13 protein-coding genes are annotated in these 17,371 nt (G+C 70.6%); 4 read left to right on the plus strand and 9 right to left on the minus strand.

The window, feature by feature from the left end:
- Positions 1–29: 29 nt before the first annotated feature.
- Entirely contained in the window at positions 30–329 is a 300-nt protein-coding gene (locus tag WMF17_RS05310) for an STAS domain-containing protein (RefSeq protein ID WP_437487014.1), read from the minus strand.
- On the minus strand, positions 326–913 hold the full coding sequence (locus tag WMF17_RS05315; protein WP_437600848.1) for an ATP-binding protein: 588 nt from the start codon (positions 911–913) through the stop codon (positions 326–328). Before WMF17_RS05315 ends, WMF17_RS05310 begins: the two co-directional genes overlap by 4 nt.
- Positions 914–978: 65 nt before the next feature.
- Here WMF17_RS05315 and WMF17_RS05320 point away from each other — a divergent pair, with 65 nt between their 5' ends.
- Positions 979–1,710 (plus strand): sugar transferase, encoded by a 732-nt coding sequence (locus WMF17_RS05320; RefSeq protein WP_437600849.1) that lies wholly within the window; start codon positions 979–981, stop codon positions 1,708–1,710.
- A gap of 94 nt (positions 1,711–1,804) precedes the next feature.
- On the opposite strand, the gene WMF17_RS05325 is transcribed toward WMF17_RS05320, so the two are convergent.
- The 5 genes from WMF17_RS05325 to WMF17_RS05345 form a co-directional block, all read right to left on the minus strand.
- Positions 1,805–3,181 carry an O-antigen ligase family protein gene (locus tag WMF17_RS05325; RefSeq protein WP_437648485.1) on the minus strand — a complete coding sequence of 459 codons (1,377 nt, stop codon included), beginning with the start codon at positions 3,179–3,181 and terminating at the stop codon, positions 1,805–1,807.
- A gap of 137 nt (positions 3,182–3,318) precedes the next feature.
- On the minus strand, positions 3,319–4,284 hold the full coding sequence (locus tag WMF17_RS05330; RefSeq protein WP_437600851.1) for a hypothetical protein: 966 nt from the start codon (positions 4,282–4,284) through the stop codon (positions 3,319–3,321).
- A gap of 138 nt (positions 4,285–4,422) precedes the next feature.
- Positions 4,423–6,909: a hypothetical protein gene (locus WMF17_RS05335; protein WP_437648487.1), complete on the minus strand. Its 2,487-nt coding sequence runs from the start codon at positions 6,907–6,909 to the stop codon at positions 4,423–4,425.
- Positions 6,906–7,916 (minus strand): NAD-dependent epimerase/dehydratase family protein, encoded by a 1,011-nt coding sequence (locus tag WMF17_RS05340; RefSeq protein ID WP_437648488.1) that lies wholly within the window; start codon positions 7,914–7,916, stop codon positions 6,906–6,908. The genes WMF17_RS05335 and WMF17_RS05340 overlap by 4 nt, the downstream gene beginning before the upstream one ends.
- A complete protein-coding gene (locus WMF17_RS05345; RefSeq protein WP_437487021.1) occupies positions 7,913–9,001 on the minus strand; it encodes a Gfo/Idh/MocA family protein in 1,089 nt (362 codons plus the stop codon). Before WMF17_RS05345 ends, WMF17_RS05340 begins: the two co-directional genes overlap by 4 nt.
- Positions 9,002–9,266: 265 nt before the next feature.
- On the opposite strand from WMF17_RS05345, the gene WMF17_RS05350 reads away from it, so the two are divergent.
- Both WMF17_RS05350 and WMF17_RS05355 read left to right on the plus strand, forming a co-directional pair.
- On the plus strand, positions 9,267–10,478 hold the full coding sequence (locus WMF17_RS05350; protein WP_437600855.1) for a glycosyltransferase: 1,212 nt from the start codon (positions 9,267–9,269) through the stop codon (positions 10,476–10,478).
- Between the two features lie 212 nt (positions 10,479–10,690).
- Complete coding sequence (locus tag WMF17_RS05355) at positions 10,691–11,068, plus strand: STAS/SEC14 domain-containing protein (RefSeq protein WP_437600856.1); 378 nt, start codon at positions 10,691–10,693, stop codon at positions 11,066–11,068.
- A gap of 24 nt (positions 11,069–11,092) precedes the next feature.
- Here the strand turns inward: WMF17_RS05355 and WMF17_RS05360 are convergent, their stop codons facing one another.
- Together WMF17_RS05360 and WMF17_RS05365 are read right to left on the minus strand one after the other, a co-directional pair.
- Positions 11,093–12,295: a P1 family peptidase gene (locus tag WMF17_RS05360; protein ID WP_437600857.1), complete on the minus strand. Its 1,203-nt coding sequence runs from the start codon at positions 12,293–12,295 to the stop codon at positions 11,093–11,095.
- Positions 12,292–14,676, minus strand: a complete 2,385-nt coding sequence (locus tag WMF17_RS05365) for a D-alanine--D-alanine ligase family protein (protein ID WP_437648490.1) — start codon at positions 14,674–14,676, stop codon at positions 12,292–12,294. The genes WMF17_RS05360 and WMF17_RS05365 overlap by 4 nt, the downstream gene beginning before the upstream one ends.
- 178 nt (positions 14,677–14,854) lie before the next feature.
- On the opposite strand from WMF17_RS05365, the gene WMF17_RS05370 reads away from it, so the two are divergent.
- Entirely contained in the window at positions 14,855–17,311 is a 2,457-nt protein-coding gene (locus WMF17_RS05370; RefSeq protein ID WP_437600859.1) for an ATP-dependent helicase, read from the plus strand.
- Positions 17,312–17,371: the final 60 nt, after the last annotated feature.

Below are 17,371 nucleotides of genomic sequence, written 5' to 3' on the forward strand. Positions count from 1 at the left end.
GCCGGCGGCGCGCGCGCCGCCTCCGAGCGTCACGTGGGGAACACCCGATCGAGGCGCAGCAGGCGGAAGATGGCGCGCGGCTGATCCCGCAGCCCCACGATGCGCACCTGGCCGCCGTTGGCTCGTACCCGCTTGAACAGCGAGACGATGACGCCGACGCCGGAGCTGTCGATCAGCCGGAGCGACGAGAGCTCGAGCGTGATGTTCTGCCGGCTCTCGGCCACCAGCTCGTCCACCAACGTCCTGAACTCCGGCGCGGTCACCGCGTCGAGGGTCCCCTCGAACTGCACAACTGTCTCACTGCCGTTATCGGTCCGCGTATAGCTCATTGGATTTTGATTCCCCCTGCGGCGCGGGCTGCGCCCAAGCGGGAGACGCTCCGCATTCGAAAACTGCTCGTCCGATGCCCCGTCGCCCCGGCGAAATCGGCATCGGAATGCTCTTGTTCGCTGCTGCCTTCACTGTCGTCGCCGGCGATGCATGAGCTGCCCTCCCGCCGCTTCACCAGGCGGAGGACATTCGGGCTGCCAGGACAGTAATCGACCTCATCCATGAACGACTTGATGATGAAGAGCCCCATCCCGGACTCGGGGAGGTCGTCGATGGGAGGGTTGTCGATGGCCGCGGGATCGAAGCTGCGACCCGTGTCCATCAAGCGGATGATGATGCCGTCCGCGCCGGATTCGATCTCGATGTCGACGTCGCCCGGTGGCCCATCGCGGTATCCGTGAATGGCGATGTTGTTGAACGCCTCGCCGAACGCCGAGACCGTCTGGTCCTCGAAATCCTCCTGGGTCATGCCGGGCGATCCGCCTTCGACCCTCCCAGGCGTGGCCATCTTGCATGCGGCCGCCACCACGCGGAGGGCGAGGTGGCGATAGGTCAACGAACCTGGTACGCGGAGTCGGATCACGCCCAAACCTCCATCCGAGCTTGTACCCTACCACGTTCTCGACTATGGGAGCCACAAGGTAAACAGTGACACCTGGCGTTCGTGTAGCGAAACGTGCGATCGACCTCGCGGGCTCGCTCGTGGGTCTCACGCTGACCCTCCCGCTCTACCCCTTCATCGGCGCGGCCATCTACCTCGAGTCGCCCGGGCCGATCTTCTATTTGCAGCGCCGCGCCGGGATGCTCATCGGCACGGAGGTGCGGGATGGCGTCAGCTACCCGCGGTTCGTCGAGTTCCATATGCGCAAGTTCCGTTCCATGCGCGTGGATGCCGAGAAGATGACCGGGCCCGTGCTCGCCCAGCAGGACGACCCCCGCATCACGCGCGTCGGCCGCTTCCTGCGCAAGACGCGCCTCGACGAGCTCCCGCAGTTCTGGAGTGTGCTCATGGGCGACATGAGCATCGTGGGGCCGCGCCCCGAGCGGCCGGAGCTGCTTGTCAACCTGGCGCTCGCCATTCCCTTCTTCGAGGAGCGGATGCGCGACATCAAGCCGGGCATCACGGGGCTCGCGCAGGTGTCGCTGGGCTACACCGGCCGCGCCCCGGCGGAGAGCGAGGTCGCCGCCTTCGAGGCGACGCTGACGAACCCGTTCGGCCTCGAGGAGGCGGAGGGGGCCGAGGCCGACGACATGCGGATGAAGCTGCTCTTCGACCTCGCGTACGCCGCCTCGCTCGAGAAGCTCTCGACGTTCCTGCAGATGGAGCTCTCGATCATCCTGAAGACGCCGCTCGTGATGGTCCTCGGCCTCGGGCGCTGAGCAGGCGCCGCGCGCCCCGCACCCCGGGGCCCGCGCCGCGGCCGCCAAAGCTCCGCGCGCCAGCGATCCCCGGCGGGATTTCGGGCGCACGGAGCTAGCCCCTCCTGCTGAGCGCGAAGATCACGAGCATCACGATGACGTCGGCCAGGATGAGCCGGTACGCGTCGCGCTTCTCGAGCCGGATCGAGAAGTTCGGGTCGACGCTCCTGATGGCGCAATACAGCGCCCCCGCGAGGCCGAAGTAGATCCAGAGCACGTAGTGGTAGGTGAACGAGAGGAAGAAGATCCCGACCATCATCCCGCAGAACCCGGCCATGATCGCCATGGACCAGGCGCGGATCATCGCGAACTGGGCGCCGTGCTCGTACCGCTTGAGCGCGACCAGCGAGATCTTCAGCGTGAGATAGATCATCGCCGTCCACGCGAACATCCCGAGCGGGCCGAGCTCCGAGAGCGCGAGAAGGTACGCGTTGTGCGCCGTGAGCCAGTGGTGCTCCGTGAACTGGCGGTAGCCCGCGCCGATCAGCGGGAACATCCGGTAGATCAGGAGGCCCTCGGAGAGGATCTCGGTGCGCTCGTTCGCCGACTCGTCCGCCTCGCCGCCGCCGCGGCCGCCGAGGAGCATGAGCGGCGCCGCGAAGACCGCGCCGAAGACCGCGCCGCGGAGGCCGTACTTCTTGACGAAGTAGACGCCCAGCACCGTCGCGAAGACGAGCTGGCCGCCCCGCGACTGCGTGAGGATGATCGCGGTCGCGATCACGAGCAGCGAGGCGAGGACCAGGAGCGCTCGCATGAACGAGCGCTTCTGCTCGAACAGGGCGAAGCTGAACGGCAGCACGATGCCCGACGTGAGCGCGAGCTCGTTCGGATCCTGGAGCACGCCGCGCCAGCGCACGCGGCCGTTGATCGTCGACGTCTTGAAGAGGCCGACGCGCTCGCACAGGTACTCGGCCTCGGGATCGGCGCCCGGCGCCTCGCGGCAGTCCACGCGCCTCTCGCAGGACCGGCCGTCGGGGATGCCGGCCTCTCCGCGCGAGCCGCCGATGGTCTGGGTCATCGCGAGGCACTGAAACGACGAGAACCCCTGGTGCACCGCGACGCCCGCGACGAAGAGGCCCATCACGAGCACCGTCGTCGCGAGCTTCTGGAAGCCCTTGAAGCCGTCGGGGCTGTGCCCGATCAGGAAGAAGAGCACGAACGTCACGCTGATCGCGACGAAGTTCGCGGAGAAATCGCCGGGGTTCCGCAGGCCGAGCGTGATCACGCACCAGACGTAGACGACGATGGCCCACCGGAGCTGCGGCGTCGCCTTCAGCCGGACCTTGCCCAGGGCGAGGTCGAGGCCCATGCCCATGAAGGAGAGGGCGAACCAGAGGTACAGGAACGGCAGGCTCTCGAAGCGCTCGTCCCATTCCTGGGGCCTGCCGTAGATGAAGATGATGAGAAGGATGACCCCGGGGAGCGCGAGCATGACGAGGGTCCTCAGCGAAGACGCGGTTCGGGTGAAGAGGGACGTTCCGGAGAATCGCGGCCCGCGTCAAGCAACTTGCGCTCGCTCCTCCCGGCGACATCGGTCGCCGCCCTCTCGATCTCGATCTCGATCTGGATCTACGTGCTGAGGCCCATGCGGCGCACGGCCTGGTTCAGGAACGGCACGAGCTCGTCCGCGGTCCTCTCGTTGCCCTCGCGCGAGGGGTGGTTGTCGGTGTTCCCCTCCGAGCCGAACAGGGAGAAGTTGGACTCGCCCTTGTTCGTGAGCACGTCGTAGTAGTCGAAGACAACGACGTTCTTCTCCGCATAGCCGCTGAGCCAGCCGTCGGGCGACTTGACCCAGTTGTTGAACGAGCGGGCGAGGTCGGCCTGCCGCTGCGCGACCTCGGCCTCGGACGGCTTGCCGAGGATCTGCTTCGCGGTCCACTTCCACGCGGGCTCCTTCGAGCGCTTGAGGACGTTGGCGGGGGCGGTGACGTAGACGAACAGCGTGTCCTTCCGCTTCGCGAGGTCGGGCAAGAGCGAGGCCAGCGTGGCCTTGGCGTTCCAGACGGTGAGCTCCGGGCCGGCCGGGTTGCCGGGGGCGGTGCCCTCGCCGACGAAGCGGTTGTTGGGATAACAGGACTTGAAGACGACGATCCGGTTCACCACGCCGTCCGGGTGCATCTGGTCGTTCAGCGCGACCCGGAGCACCTTGTCCATCTTGTCGCGGAACTTGGGCGCCCAGTCGAAGAGATCGGTGTTCTCGCCGATCTCGCTGCCGTAGGAGGCCTCGTGGACGCGGTAGCCGTGCTCCGTGAGCCTCTTCTTGAGGCCCCCCCCGTTCGGGTGCGCCTCGTAGACGCACGACGCCTTCTCCTTCTCGGCGCCCGGGTCCGTGAGCAGCTGGCCACCGCAGGAGTGATGGATGAACAGGAGATCCAGCGGGGTGTCGGGCCGGGCGCTCGAGAAGCCCGACAGATCGAGCGAGGTGGCCTTCGCGATCGGGCCGGTCGCGGCGGGGGCCTTGCCCTCGATAGGGATGAACAGGGCGCCCAGCGCGACGAGGAATGCGCCGGCTGAGACGAGGTGCTTCTTGTTCATGACATCTCCGTGGAGGGGGCGGGCAAGGAACCTAAATTATCGCAGGGCGCCGCGCCGAGGACAAGCCGACCGGGAGTCCCCCTCGCCCCCCGAGCGCGGGGGCGACCCAGGTCCACCGCGGGCGGCAGGGCGATCGGCTCAGAAGGTGAGGACGCCGCCCTCGTCGGCCTTGGCGGCCGAGCCGGGGCGGATCGTGATCTCGTCCCCGCCGCCCGCGGGCTTCCGGATCACGTCGTACGAGGCGCCGGGGGCGAGCCCCGTGACGAGGTGCTTCGTCACGCCGGGCAGCGAGGTGAACTGCACCTGGGACACGGCGCCCAGATCGACCGGGAACAGGACCAGGGTGCCCTTCACCGCCGCGCCCACGAACGGCGTGCCCTGCTTCGTGCGCACGAGCGTCGCCGGCGTCGCCGCGGCGTTGCCGGCCGCGCCCTCCAGCACGTGGAGGAAGCGGGCGTCCTTCGGCATCGGGGCCGGCGGCTCGGTCCGCAAGGTCGCGAGCATCGGCTCGAACTCGGCCGGCTTCGTGTCCCAGGTGCCGGTCGGCTTGTACGGCTCGGCCACGACGACGGCGCTCTCCGGCAGCAGCGCGGTCACGAAGAGCTTCTGCCCCTTGGGCGTCGTGACGGTCGCGAGCTTCCCCGCGACGAGCGCGGCGCTCGGCGTCTGCAGGAAGAACCGCTTGAAGCGCCCCTCCTTGCCCGTCGCGGCGCGGTCGTAGATCACGAGGTGGTCCGGCTTGAGCCACACGAGCGAGCGGCTGACGTGCGTGACGTCGTTGATGTTCTCGTAGTCGGAGTTGTAGAGCGGGGTCGCGTCGCCGAGGACGTAGACGTGGTCCTGCGCGAAGCTCTTCGCGAGCACCCGGGGATCGTTCGTGTGCACGAGCGGCCACTGGGACCCGCTCCGCCAGAGCCAGCCGCGGTTCGGGTCGTCGTGGCGGCGGTTCCGGTCGTTCTCGACGGCGAGCGTGTTGTGCTGCTCGGAGCTCCCGAAGAAGGCGCCGTACCCGATGCGCTCCTTCGTGAGCCACTCGCCGCCGCGGTAGAAGCCGAAGCTGAGGCCGTCCCCGTGCTGGTGATCGATGTGCTCCCAGCCGAGCTGGAACTGGAGCCACGCCGCCTCGGGGCCCCAGCTCGTCCTCGCGAAGACCTGGCCGAGGCCGGGGCCGTAGTGCGTGAGCGGGATGGAGGGGCGCGGATCGGTCGGGGTGACCGCCGGGTCGAGCAGCAGGAAGTACAGGATCGAGTGGCGCTTGTGGACCTGGCCGAGCTGCGAGCGGGCGCGCCGCGCGAGGCCGGCGGCGCCGCCCGGGCTCGCGTGGACGGCCATCCAGCGGAGCGCGTTGAGGCGCTCGGCGTTGCCGCTGTTCTGGGCGTGGAGGCCGAGCGCCGCGAACGGATCGATGTGATCTGTGTACTCGTAGCGCTGGCCGTCGCCCGTCCACGCGGCCTCGTGGGTCGGCCCGATCCGGCCCGCCGGCGCGGCGGGGCTCAGGCTGTGGACGTGGGCCGGGATGAACTCGTGCCAGAAGGGGTTGCCGTCGAGGTGCACCTGCGGGCCCCACTTCGCCGGATCGGCCTCGCCGGCCGTCTGGATGGCGAGGAGCGTCTGGCTCACGTAGGCGAGCGTCGCGGGGCCGTACTGGAAGCCCTCCGGCGGCGCGCCGCCGCGCGCGTCGTTCCGGAGGATGTGGTCGGTCATGTAGAGCCACGCCCCGGTGACGTTGGCGAAGTAGTCCCTGAGCCGCGGGTAGGTGCCGCTGTGCTTCGGATCCGGCGGATCGTCGGCCTCGTCGAACGCGAGCGACAGGAGCGTGAGGTTGCGCATGTGCGACGTGAAGTAGTTGTTCACGGCGTACCTGCGCTTCCGCGGCTCCTTCAGCATCGCCGGGTCGTTCAGCTTGCCCACCGGCTCGGGGTGGTCGTGGCTCGTCGTCGACGACTTCAGCTGATCCTCCGCCCAGCGCAGGAACACGGGCCGTATCGCCGCCTTGTCCTGGGCCGAGAGGTACCCGTAGATCCAGTCGACCGTGAGGCCGAACGACTCGCCGGCCCAGCGGGCGCGGTCGCCGGTCGAGAATCTGTGGTTGAAGGGGTCCTTCGGATCTCCCTTGTTCACGCGGTCGACGATGTAAAGCAGGATCTTCCGCGCGCGAGCGGCGTAGTCGTTGCGGGCCGCCTCGTCGCTCGAGACGAGCGACATGAAGGCGAACAGCTCGGCGTGCGCCTCGCAGTAGACGCGGCTGAAGGCGCAGTCGCCCTCGGAGGGGATGCTCCCCTTGTCCATCGCGGCCACGGCCTCGGCCGTGACGGTGGCGAGCTCCTTGAACATGGGGTTCGCCGGCGTGGCGCGCGCCCGGAGCCCCGGCAGGTCGGCCGCGCGCACCCAGAGCCGCGGGTGCCCCTTGACCGGCGCCGCCGCCGGCGCGGGCGGCCCCTCGAAGCGCGGCGCCGCGACGCCCGGCGCCGCGACCCCGAGCGCCGCGGCGCCGGCCTGCGTCTGCGGGTCGGCGCCGCTGTGGACCGCCGGGGGCCCCGGGGTCTGCCGCCGGTCGCACCCGGCGAGCAGGCCCGCGAGGCCGAGCGCCAGGGCGAGCGGCGCGAGCGGCGCCCGCCGCGTCATGTCGCGCGGTCCCGGAGGTAGGCGAACGCCCGCTGGAGGCCCTCCTCCGTGGAGACGAGCGGCTTCCAGCCGAGCGCCTTCAGCTTTGTGTTGTCGAACCGGTTCCCCTTCCAGGACGTCGCGGTCTTGTACGGCGTGAAGACGGCCGGGAGCTGCCCCTTCGAGTAGGCGTGATAGCGCTCGACGAGCTTCGATATCCCGGTGAGGGCGACATAGGGCACCGAGAGCGAGCGGATCGGCTTCACCTCGCGCTTGTAGCGGGCGAGGTAGACGTCGGCCGTGGGCAGGTCGTCGTCGTGGACGTTGTAGACCTGCCCCTTCGCGACCTCGCTCCGGCCGGCGATGGCGATCGCCTCGGCGCAGTTGTCGACGTACGAGAGCGGGAGGAGGTTGCGCCCGCCGAGGTGCAGGAACACGCCGAACAGGCTCATCCCCACGCGGCCGGAGAAGGCGTTGCCGCCCGGGCCGTAGATGACGCCGGGGCGGAGCACCGTGAGCGGGAAGCCGTAGCGCGCCTGGTACTCCCAGAAGAGCTTCTCCTGCCGGAGCTTCGCCTGCGAGTAGAGGTCGCGCTGCGCGGGGCGCGACTCGAGCGGGGTGTTCTCGTCGACGATGTACCCGCGCGGGAGGTCGGCCACGCCGTAGACGCCGAAGGAGCTGACGAGGATGACGCGCGGCGATCGGCCCGTGTGGACCAGCGCCTCGAGCAGGTTCTTCGAGGCGACCACGGTGTTCAGGAACATGTCCGCGGGCGCGCCGCCCATGGCCGCGGCCACGTGGTAGACGACGTCCACGCCCTCGACCGCGCGCTCGGCGGCCTCCTTCGTGGCGAGGGAGCCCACCGCGACGTCGAGGGGGGCGCCGTGGCGCTTCTCGAGCTCCTCGAGCCGCGCGCGGTTGCTCGCGGGGCGGACGAGGCAGCGGATGTCGGTCTCGCCGTGGGCGAGCAGCCGGTCGACGAGGGCCGACCCAAGGAAGCCGTTCGAGCCGGTGACAAGGACTTTCATGTGCGCGCCTTCTCCTGCGGGACCTGCCGGAAGATCTCATCCATCATCCACGCCACCCGGATCATGTCCCGGTACGAGATGGGCAGCTCCGCGCCCCGCGTGATGCTGTCGTAGAAGAGCCCGATCAGGCGGTTCATCCCCGAGAAGAAGTGGAAGTCGCTGCGGGCGAACCTCACCACGTTCCTGCCCCCTTCGCGCAGGTACGAGAGGGCCTGATCGAAGGCCGGGACGACGCGCCCGATGGCGCTCGGGAGCTTCGGCGACGCGTCGAGCGTGACCGTGCGGCTCGTGTAGTCGACGTGGAGCGTGTTCTTCGTGCCGTAGACGCGGAGGAAGTGCCCGGGCGGCCGCGCGTGCGACGAGAAGGTCCCGTAGGCGCTGACGCGCGCGCCCTGCACCGTGACGCGGAGCTCGTCGAGCATGTCGTCGCGCGCGTCGCCATACCGCTTCTCCCGGAGCGCGTAGGCCGTCGCGGTGACCTTCGGCTGCTCGTCGTCCACGAACTCGACGATCTTGTTCAGCAGGTGATCGATGTTGTTGTGGAACAGCTTGCCCGGCAGGCGATGGACCCAGTGCGTGCCGTCGCCGAGGAGCGCCGTGCCGAAGGGGCCGGAGAGGTTGTAGCCGAAGCAGCTCTCCACGTGGACGGGGTCGCCCAGCACGCCGTCGCCGATGAGCCTCCGCATCTCGATGGCCGGCGGATCAAACTGGTACTCCCAGCCGAGGGTCATCTTCTTCCCGGCCGCGGTGCAGAGCTCGATGAGGCGCCGCACGTCCGAGAGGTTGAGCGCAATCGGCTTCTCCACGTAGACGTGGGCGCCCGCCTCGATGGCCCGCCGCGCGAGGAACAGGTGCGACTGCGGAGGCGTGGTGATGTGGACGACATCGGGCTTCTCGACGTCGAGCATCCGGTCGAACGAGTCGTAGTGGCTCGGGATGCCGTAGCGCACCGCGATCTGCTCGGCCATCAGGAGCTCTAGGTCGCATACGGCGACGACCCGGGCCCGCTCCGGCATCTTCTGGATCTCTTCTATGTGGCCGTCGGCGATCTTGCCGCAGCCGACGATCGCGATTTTGAGGGTCATGGGGCGGCGGAGCGTACCGCAACGGGGCAGGCGAGAGCTAGGCTCTCGGGCGCCTCGCCTCGCCGCGCGGGCGCTTCGCCTCGCCGCGGCTCGCCTCGCCGCGCGCCGCGAGCCGCCGGAGCGAGGGGCCGGGGCGGGCCGCGCCGCCGCGGCGCTCCTGCGTGGACGAGCTTGGTGACGGTCGCGACGGCCTCGGGTAGGCTGCGCGGCGCATCATAGAGAAGGGCGGTGATTCGTGCGCGTGCTTCATGTTCTTCATACGTCGTTGCCTGTCATTGCGGGGTACACGATCCGCAGCGACTACATCGTCAAGCATCAGGCCGAGCACGGGATGCGTCCGGCGGTGGTGACCTCGGCGCAGCAGGGGTCCGGGGACGCGCTGAAGGAGGAGATCGGCGGCATCTCGTACTGGCGGACGCGCGAGCCTTCCGGCAAGAAGCTGCCGCTCCTCCGCGAGCTCTCGCTCGTGCGGGCGCTGGAGGCGCGCGTCGAGGACGCGATCCGGGAGTTTCAGCCCGACGTCGTGCACGCGCACTCGCCGATGCTTGTCGGGCTGCCGGCGCTCGCGGCGGCGCGCCGCTTCGGGCTGCCGCTCGTCTACGAGGTGCGCGACCTCTGGGAGAACGCCTCCGTCGACCGGGGCAAGTTCGCCGAGGACTCGGTGCCCTACAAGATCGCGGCCGGCCTCGAGACGGTGGTGTACAGGTACGCTGACGCGACGGTGACGATCTGCGAGAGCCTGAAGAACGCGGTCGCGCCGCGGGTGCGCAGCACGGACGCGCTCCACGTGGTGGGCAACGGCGTCGACGCGGACAAGTTCGCGCCGCGGGAGGCCCCGCCGGGCGCCTGGGAGCGCTTCGGGCTCGCCGGGAAGAGGCTCATCGGGTATGTCGGCACCTTCCAGCCGTACGAGGGGCTCCAGACGCTCATCGCGTCGATCGGCGACATCGCGCGGGAGGTCCCGGACGCGCACGTCGTGATCACGGGGGCCGGCGGCCAGGAGATGGAGCTCAAGGCGTTTGCCCGCGAGCGAGGCGTGGAGTCGAAGGTGACGTTCACGGGGCGGGTGCCGCACGACGAGGTGTTCAACATCTACGCGATGGCGAGCCTGCTCGTTTATCCGCGCATCCGGACCCGGACGACCGCGCTCACGACGCCGCTGAAGCCCCTCGAGGCGATGGCCATGGCCCGGCCCGTGATGGTCAGCGACGTGCCGGCGATGGGAGAGCTCGTGCGCTATGGCGAGACCGGGTTCGTCTTCAAGGCGGGCGACAGCGTCGACCTCACGAGGCGGTGCGTCGAGGCCCTCAAGGACCCGGAGCGCCTCGATCGCGTCGGCAAGAACGCGCGGGAGTGGATCCTGAAGGAGCGGCAATGGCCCACGCTGCTCTCGCAGTACCAGGCCATCTACGAGCAGGCGATCGCCGCGCGGCGCGGACGGGGCAAGTCGCCCGTCGGCGAGGCGCGCGCGGCGTGAACGGCCGCGCGCGACGGGGAGCAGGCGTCCGGCAGGCACGGCTCCGGGCGCGCTCCCTGCGCGCGTGAGCCTCCGGAGAGCGGGCCGCGCGCCGGGGGGCCTCGGGGGCTCTCCGGCGCGCGGGGCGATCCCGAGGCTCGCCCCGCGCGATCCGGGGTATGATTCCGCGGCCCCATCCCGCCCCTTCGGGAACTGGCAGGAGGTCCCTCAACGTGTTCGAGATCAAAGTCGACCGGATCCACTCCATCGTGGATTTCGTCCTCGAGGGGCGTGTCCGCCTCGAAGAGATGCAGAACTTCGTCAGCGAGCTGAGGAAGGCGTGCGAGGGCCTCCAGGGGCGGGAGATCAAGATCAAGGCTGATGTCCGGGGCTTCCGGCCGATGTCTCCCGATGTGGCGGAGAAGATCCGCGCCGTCCAGGAGTTCGGCCTGGAGCTCGGGGTGATGCGCGTGGCCGAGATCATCGAGAGCGACATCGTCGCGCTCCAGCTCAACCGCGTGGCGCGCGAGAGCGGCACGGACAAGGTCCTCCGCCGCTTCTGGGACGAGGACGCGGCCCACGAGTGGCTCCTCCACGGGGATCCAGAATAACGCCGGAGCGCGGGCGACGCGGCGCTAGAACAGGGGGGCCGGGTCGCACGGGTGCGGGGGGCGGTACCGCTTCAGGATCTCGGCCACGGCGTCGAGCGGCAGGGCGGGGGCGTGGTGGCCGCTGTGGCCGGTCGTGTCGACGCCGGCGCACATGGCGTTGAGGATCGCCTCTTCCACCACGTCGACGGTGGCCTCGTAGAGACCGTCGATCTCGGTGTCGAGGACGAGCTCGGCCATGTGCCGTCCGGGCGCGAGGGGGTGCACGCTGAGCGAGCGGCTCGACCGGGGGGCGCTCCATCGCTCGGTGGCGACGCGAGGCACCCGGTTCGCGGTGCTCCACGCGAGGACGATCTCGCCGGAGTTGTTGGCCGCGTACCCGCCGGTCCGGCCGATCGCGAGCGCGGCGCGCCGCGCCAGGCGCGCGAGCTGGCGGTGGATGAGCGGGGCGTCGGTGGCGACGAGCACGATGATGGAGCCGGCCGGGCCCCGCCGCGGGATGTGCGCGAACCGATCGCTGATCAGCCGGCCCACGGGGACCCCGTCGACGCGGAGCAGCTCGCGATCGCCGAAGTTCGAGAGCACCAGCGCGCCGACCGTGGACTCGACCCCGCCGACCGGGACCGAGCGGCTCGAGGTGCCGATCCCGCCCGCGAAGTGGAAGGTCTGCATGCCCGTGCCAGCGCCGACGCTCCCCTCGGCCACAGGGCCACCCCGGACGTTGTCGAGCGCCTCCTCGACGTCGGCCTGCGTCACGTGGCGCCCCACCGTGTCGTTGAGGAAGCTGTCGTCGCACTCGGCGACGACAGGGATCACGACGTCGTCCTCCTGGCCGATCCTCGGATGACGGTGCGAGAGCCAGGCGACGCTCGCGTCGAGGACGCGGCCGACGCAGAGCGTGCTGCAGAGCAGGATCGGCGTCTCGCAGAGGCCCCACTCGTTGATCTGCGAGAGGCCGGTCACCTCGCCGGCGCCGTTCAGCACGTAGCTGGCGGTGAACACCCGATCCAGGAAGATGTCGCCGTCGGCGGGCATCACCGCGGTCACGCCCGTGCGCACCGGGCCGATGCCCGGGACGAGCTCGCCCTCGCCCTCGATCTTTGTCACGTGGTGGACCCGGACCCCGGTGACGTCCGTGATCGCGTTCTCGGGACCGGTCGGAAAACGACCGATCGCGACGCCGAGATCGCGCAGCCGAGGGCGCCTGATCGAGGCCGAGGGCGCGCTCACGGGCCGGCGACCTCGCGGTCCGCGACGGCGGCCGTGGACGCCGTGGAGGAGAGGGGGGCGGGCTCCGCCGCGAGCGGCGCGGGCCCGGCGAGCGCCGGCTGGGGCGCGGCCAGCAGGCCGGGCTCGGCCGCCGGTGAGGCGCCCCCCGCGCCGGCGGAGACCGCGGCGGGAAGGGCGGCGGCGGGAGGGGCGGCGGCGGCAGGGGCGGCGGCGGCAGGGGCCGCGGCGGCGAGGGCGGCGGCGGCGGCAGGAGCCGCGGCGGCGAGGGCGGACTGCGGCGCCGCGGCGCGGGCCTCGCGGTGGCGCTTGAGGCAGCCGGCCATGATCTCGCCGATCAGCGTGCGGTAATCCATCCCCGCCACCCTCGCGATCACGCAGAGATCGCTGAAGTCGGGGGTCAGGCCGGGCAGCGGGTTGATCTCGATGACGTACACCCTGCCGTCCTTTGTCATGCGCAGGTCGACCCGCGCCACGTCGCGGCAGCCGAGGGCCGCGAACGTGTCGCGCACGACCTTCTCGATGCGGCGGAGCTCGGTCGGCGTGAGCTGCGCGGGGCAATCGAAGCGCACCCGCGGCGTGTCCGCCTGCTTCTCCTCGTAGCCGTAGACCGGATAGGAGGGCGGGTCGACGAAGACGACCTCCATCGGCGGCAGCACCTTCGTCCGCCGCTCCCCGAGCAGGCCCACGGTGAACTCGCGCCCCGTGACGTACTCCTCGATGAGGGCCGGCTGGTGGTAGCGATCGACGAGCTGCCTCGCCGCGGCGCGCGCGGCGGCCTCGTCCTTGACCACGGACGAGGAGGTGATCCCCTTCGAGGTCCCCTCGGCGTTGGGCTTCACGATCACCGGATAGCGGAACGGCTTCAGCTTCTCGCGCCCGGTCGTGACCACCTGCCACTCGGCCGTCTCGATGCCGGCGGCCCGCAGGATCTGCTTCGTCAGCCCCTTGTCGAGCGCCAGCGAGAGCGTCGTCGCGTCCGAGCCGCTGTAGGGGATGCCGAGCAGCTCGCAGAGCGCCGGCACCTGCGCCTCCCGGCCGCGGCCGCGGAGCCCCTCGGCGATGTTGAAGACCACGTCGACCCCGGAAGCGGCGAGCGCGCGCGGCAGATCCGGGGTCGCCTCGAGCGGGACCACGGTGTGGCCGTAGCTCTCGATGGCGCTCGCGATCGCCTGGATGGTGCGCGGCGAGTCGAACTCGGCCTCGGAGTCGGACGCGGCGCCGGCGCCCGCCTTGCCAGCGCCCCCGTCGGCCGCGGCCGGCTCGCCCCGCTTCATGTTGTAGGTGAAGCCGACGCGGAGCGCGGTCCGCTTCGCCCGGCGCGGCGGGTTGCTCTCCAGGAGCGGCAAGAGCCCCCGCCGCTTGCAGGCGCTCCTCACGATGGCCCGGATCACGCCGTCGAAGTCGACGCCGCGCTGGGCCGCGGCCACGAAGACGCTCGCGCCCGGCTGGAGCGTGGGCAGCCCGTCGACCTCGAGGAAGTGCACGTCGTGGCCCTGGCCGCGCACCGACGACGGGGTGACCCGGAACTCGCAGCGCGCGTGGTCCTTGAGGTCGAGCGCGCGCACGATGCGCGCGGTGAGCGACCGGATGCGCTCGATGACGGGCGCGGGCAGCTGCGCGGGCCGGCGCGTCACGTGCTCGGGCCTCGCGTGCTTCAGGTTGAAGTCGTACACGTTGTAGCTGCCCGGCACCTGGGGATCGATCACGAACTCGATGGGCGTGAGGACCCCCTCGGGGACGCCCGCGCCGTTCGGTCGCGCGCCGCTCGCCTCCTTGAGGCCGTCGACGAAGGAGCACGCGACGTCGACGCCGGCGATGTAGTGCTCGACGAGCAGCCCCGCCTCGAAGCGCGCGAGCTGCCGCTCGACCACCTCGGCGAGGTGGTACGCGTCCTCGCAGACGCTCCACTCCCGGGAGATCCCCTTCGAGGAGCCCTCGAAATTCGGCTTCACGATGACCGGGAAGCTCATGTCGTCGAGCGCGCCGCTCTCCAGGGTGGTCCGGTTGACGAGGCGGGCGCGCGGGGTCGTGACGCCATAGCTCGCGAGGACGCGCTTCGTGAGCGACTTGTCGAGCGCGACGTTCAGCGTGTAGGCGTCGGAGCCGGTGTACGGGATGCCGAGCTCGTCGAAGAGCGACGGATAGAACGCCTCGCGCGTCTTGCCCTTGTGGCCCTCGGCCGTGTTGAAGATGAGGTCCGGCTGGACCGCCTCGAGCCGCGCGAGGACCCGGGAGGCCGGCCCGCTGACCTCGATCCGCTCCACCTCGTGCCCGGCCCGCTCGAGCGCGCCGGCGATGGCGGCGATCGTCTCCGGGCTATCGAACTCTGCTTCCTCGGCGGACCCCGTGATCTTCAGGTTGTGCGTGACCGCGATACGCATGGTCTCTCCTGTGCCGCTCGTCCGGACCGCGCCTCCTGTGCTCTGTCGGAGGCGCATGCGCGTGTGAGATTACGGTGAGCGCGCCTGATTTGCGGGGGAAAAAACGGGGATGCCTGGCGGCGTACGGTGGGACTGGCCGGGCTCCCGCTCGCGCGATGGTCGTGCTAGCGACCCCCGTGTGGATCGTTTTGCCGCACACGACGCCGACCGCCCCCCGCCGCCCGAGCCCGGCCTCCCTTACGAGGAGCTGAACGAGCCGCAGGCGCGCGCGGCCCGCCACGCGGCGGGGCCGCTGCTCATCTTCGCGGGCGCGGGGAGCGGAAAGACGCGCGTCATCGTGTACCGGATCGCGAACCTCATCGTGACGCACCGTGTCCCGCCCTACCGGATCCTCGCGGTGACGTTCACGAACAAGGCGGCGTCCGAGATGAAGCGCCGGCTGGAGGGGCTCATCGGGGCGGACATCGTGAAGGACCTCTGGGTCGGCACGTTCCACTCCGTGTGCGCGCGCCTCCTGCGCCGGCACCACGAGGCGGCCGGGCTCGACAAGAACTTCATCATCTATGACGACGACGACCAGCGCGCCGTCATGAACCGCGTCCTCAAGGAGCTCAACCTCGACGATCGGCGCTATCCGCCCCGCCAGGTGCTCTCGCGCATCCACGCCGAGAAGCAGGAGGGGCGGGGGCCCGGCGAGTTCGAGCGCAAGGGCTACTTCGACGACGCCATCGTGCGGTGCTTCGAGGCCTACGAGCGGCACCTCAAGGCGGCGAGCGCTGTGGACTTCGACGACCTCCTGCTCGCCGTGCTCCGCCTCGCGGAGGACCCGGAGAGCCTGGCCGGCGAGGATCTCCGGGGGCGCTTCCGCCACGTGCTCGTCGACGAGTTCCAGGACGTGAACCAGGTGCAGTACCGGCTCGTCCGGGCGTTCTGCAGGAGCCACGACAACCTCTGCGTGGTCGGCGACGACGACCAGAGCATCTACCGCTGGCGCGGCGCGGACGTCCGGATCGTCCGCGGGTTCCGGCGCGATTTCCCGCACGCGGAGGTGGTGAAGCTCGAGCAGAACTACCGCTCCGTGGGGCACGTCGTGCGCGGCGCGCTCGGCGTGATCCGCCACGCCTCGGACCGCGAGCCGAAGGAGCTCTGGACGTCGAACGAGGACGGCGCGCCGATCGACGTGGTGGCGGCCGACAGCGAGCACGACGAGGCGGCGTGGGTGGTCGAGTGCGTCCGCGAGCTCATCGCGCAGGGCGTCTCTCCGAACGAGATCGCGGTGTTCTACCGGATCCACGCGCAGTCGCGCGTGCTCGAGGAGGTGCTGCGCGAGGCGCGCATCCCGTACCAGATCATCGGCGGCACGCGCTTCTTCGAGCGGGCGGAGGTGAAGAACCTGCTCTCGTACCTGCGCGTCGTGGCCAACCCCCGCAGCGACGTCGATCTCAACCGCATCATCAACGTGCCGGCGCGCAAGATCGGCCAGAGCACGGTGGACAAGCTCATCCAGGCGGCCGACGTGCTCGGCGTGTCGCTCTACGAGGCGATCACGCCGCTCGTGGAGGGGGCGGTGCCGCCGTCGGAGATGCCGGGGGGCCAGCTGCCGCCGCTGCCGACGGCGGCGAAGCGGAGCCTGCTCGGCTTCCGCGATCTGATGCAGGGGCTCATGACGGAGGCGAAGAGCGCGTCGCCGAGCGCGCTCGCGGAGGAGGTGCTCGCGCGGTCGGGCTACGCGAGGATGCTCGAGCAGGACGACAGCGTCGAGGCCGAGGCGCGGCTCCAGAACTTGCGCGAGCTCGTGCAGTCGCTCGTGGACTACGAGCAGGAGACGACCGCCGCCGGCGACGAGGCGACGCTCTCGGGCTACCTGGAGCGGGTGAGCCTCGTGTCGGACGTCGACGCGCTCGTGGACATGCCGAAGGTCGCGATGATGACGATCCACGCCGCGAAGGGGCTGGAGTTTCATGCCGTGTTCCTGACGGGCATGGAGGAGGACCTGTTCCCGTTCCGGAGCCAGGATCCGAACCGCAAGGGCGACATCGAGGAGGAGCGCCGCCTCGCGTACGTCGCGATCACGCGGGCCCGGGCGCGGCTCTGGATCACGCATGCGGCGCGGCGGGCGATCTTCGGCCAGACGCGTTACGGCTTGCCGAGCCGCTTCCTGGCCGACCTCCCGCCGGCCGCGGTGCGCCCGATGGCGACGCCGACGGCGATGATGGCGCAGCGCCGGGGCGACGTCGGGGGCGGCGGGTACGCCGGGTCCCGGTCCGGCGGCGGGGGAGAGGCCCGTGGCTTCTGGGAGGGCCGGGATCGGAGGCCTGCGGCGCAGCCCGAGGAGCGGCTGGCGTGGTCGCGGTTCGCGGCGGAAGGCGAGCCGGCGAGGGCGCCGGCGCCGCGCGGCGTCGAGCGACCCGAGCGGGCGCCGGGCGAGCGATATGTCGAGCGGGAGGCGGTCGACGCGGGCGGCGATGGCGGCGAGGGGCTTGTGCTGCGGCGCGGGACGCGGGTGTTCCACGAGCGGTTCGGGCCGGGCGTGGTGGAGAGCGTGGACCCGGGGGCGGATCCGATCGCGACGGTGAAGTTCTCGGGGTGGGGGAAGAAGCGGATCAAGGTGGCGTTCTTGCGCGCCGGGTCGTGAGGGGTATCGGCAGCTGGAGCGCCGATCACGTTGGGATGCACGGCTCGTCGCGCTTGCGCA

It is taken from the genome of Sorangium sp. So ce362 (genome assembly GCF_051519845.1).
Taxonomy (GTDB): Bacteria; Myxococcota_A; Polyangia; order Polyangiales; family Polyangiaceae; genus Sorangium.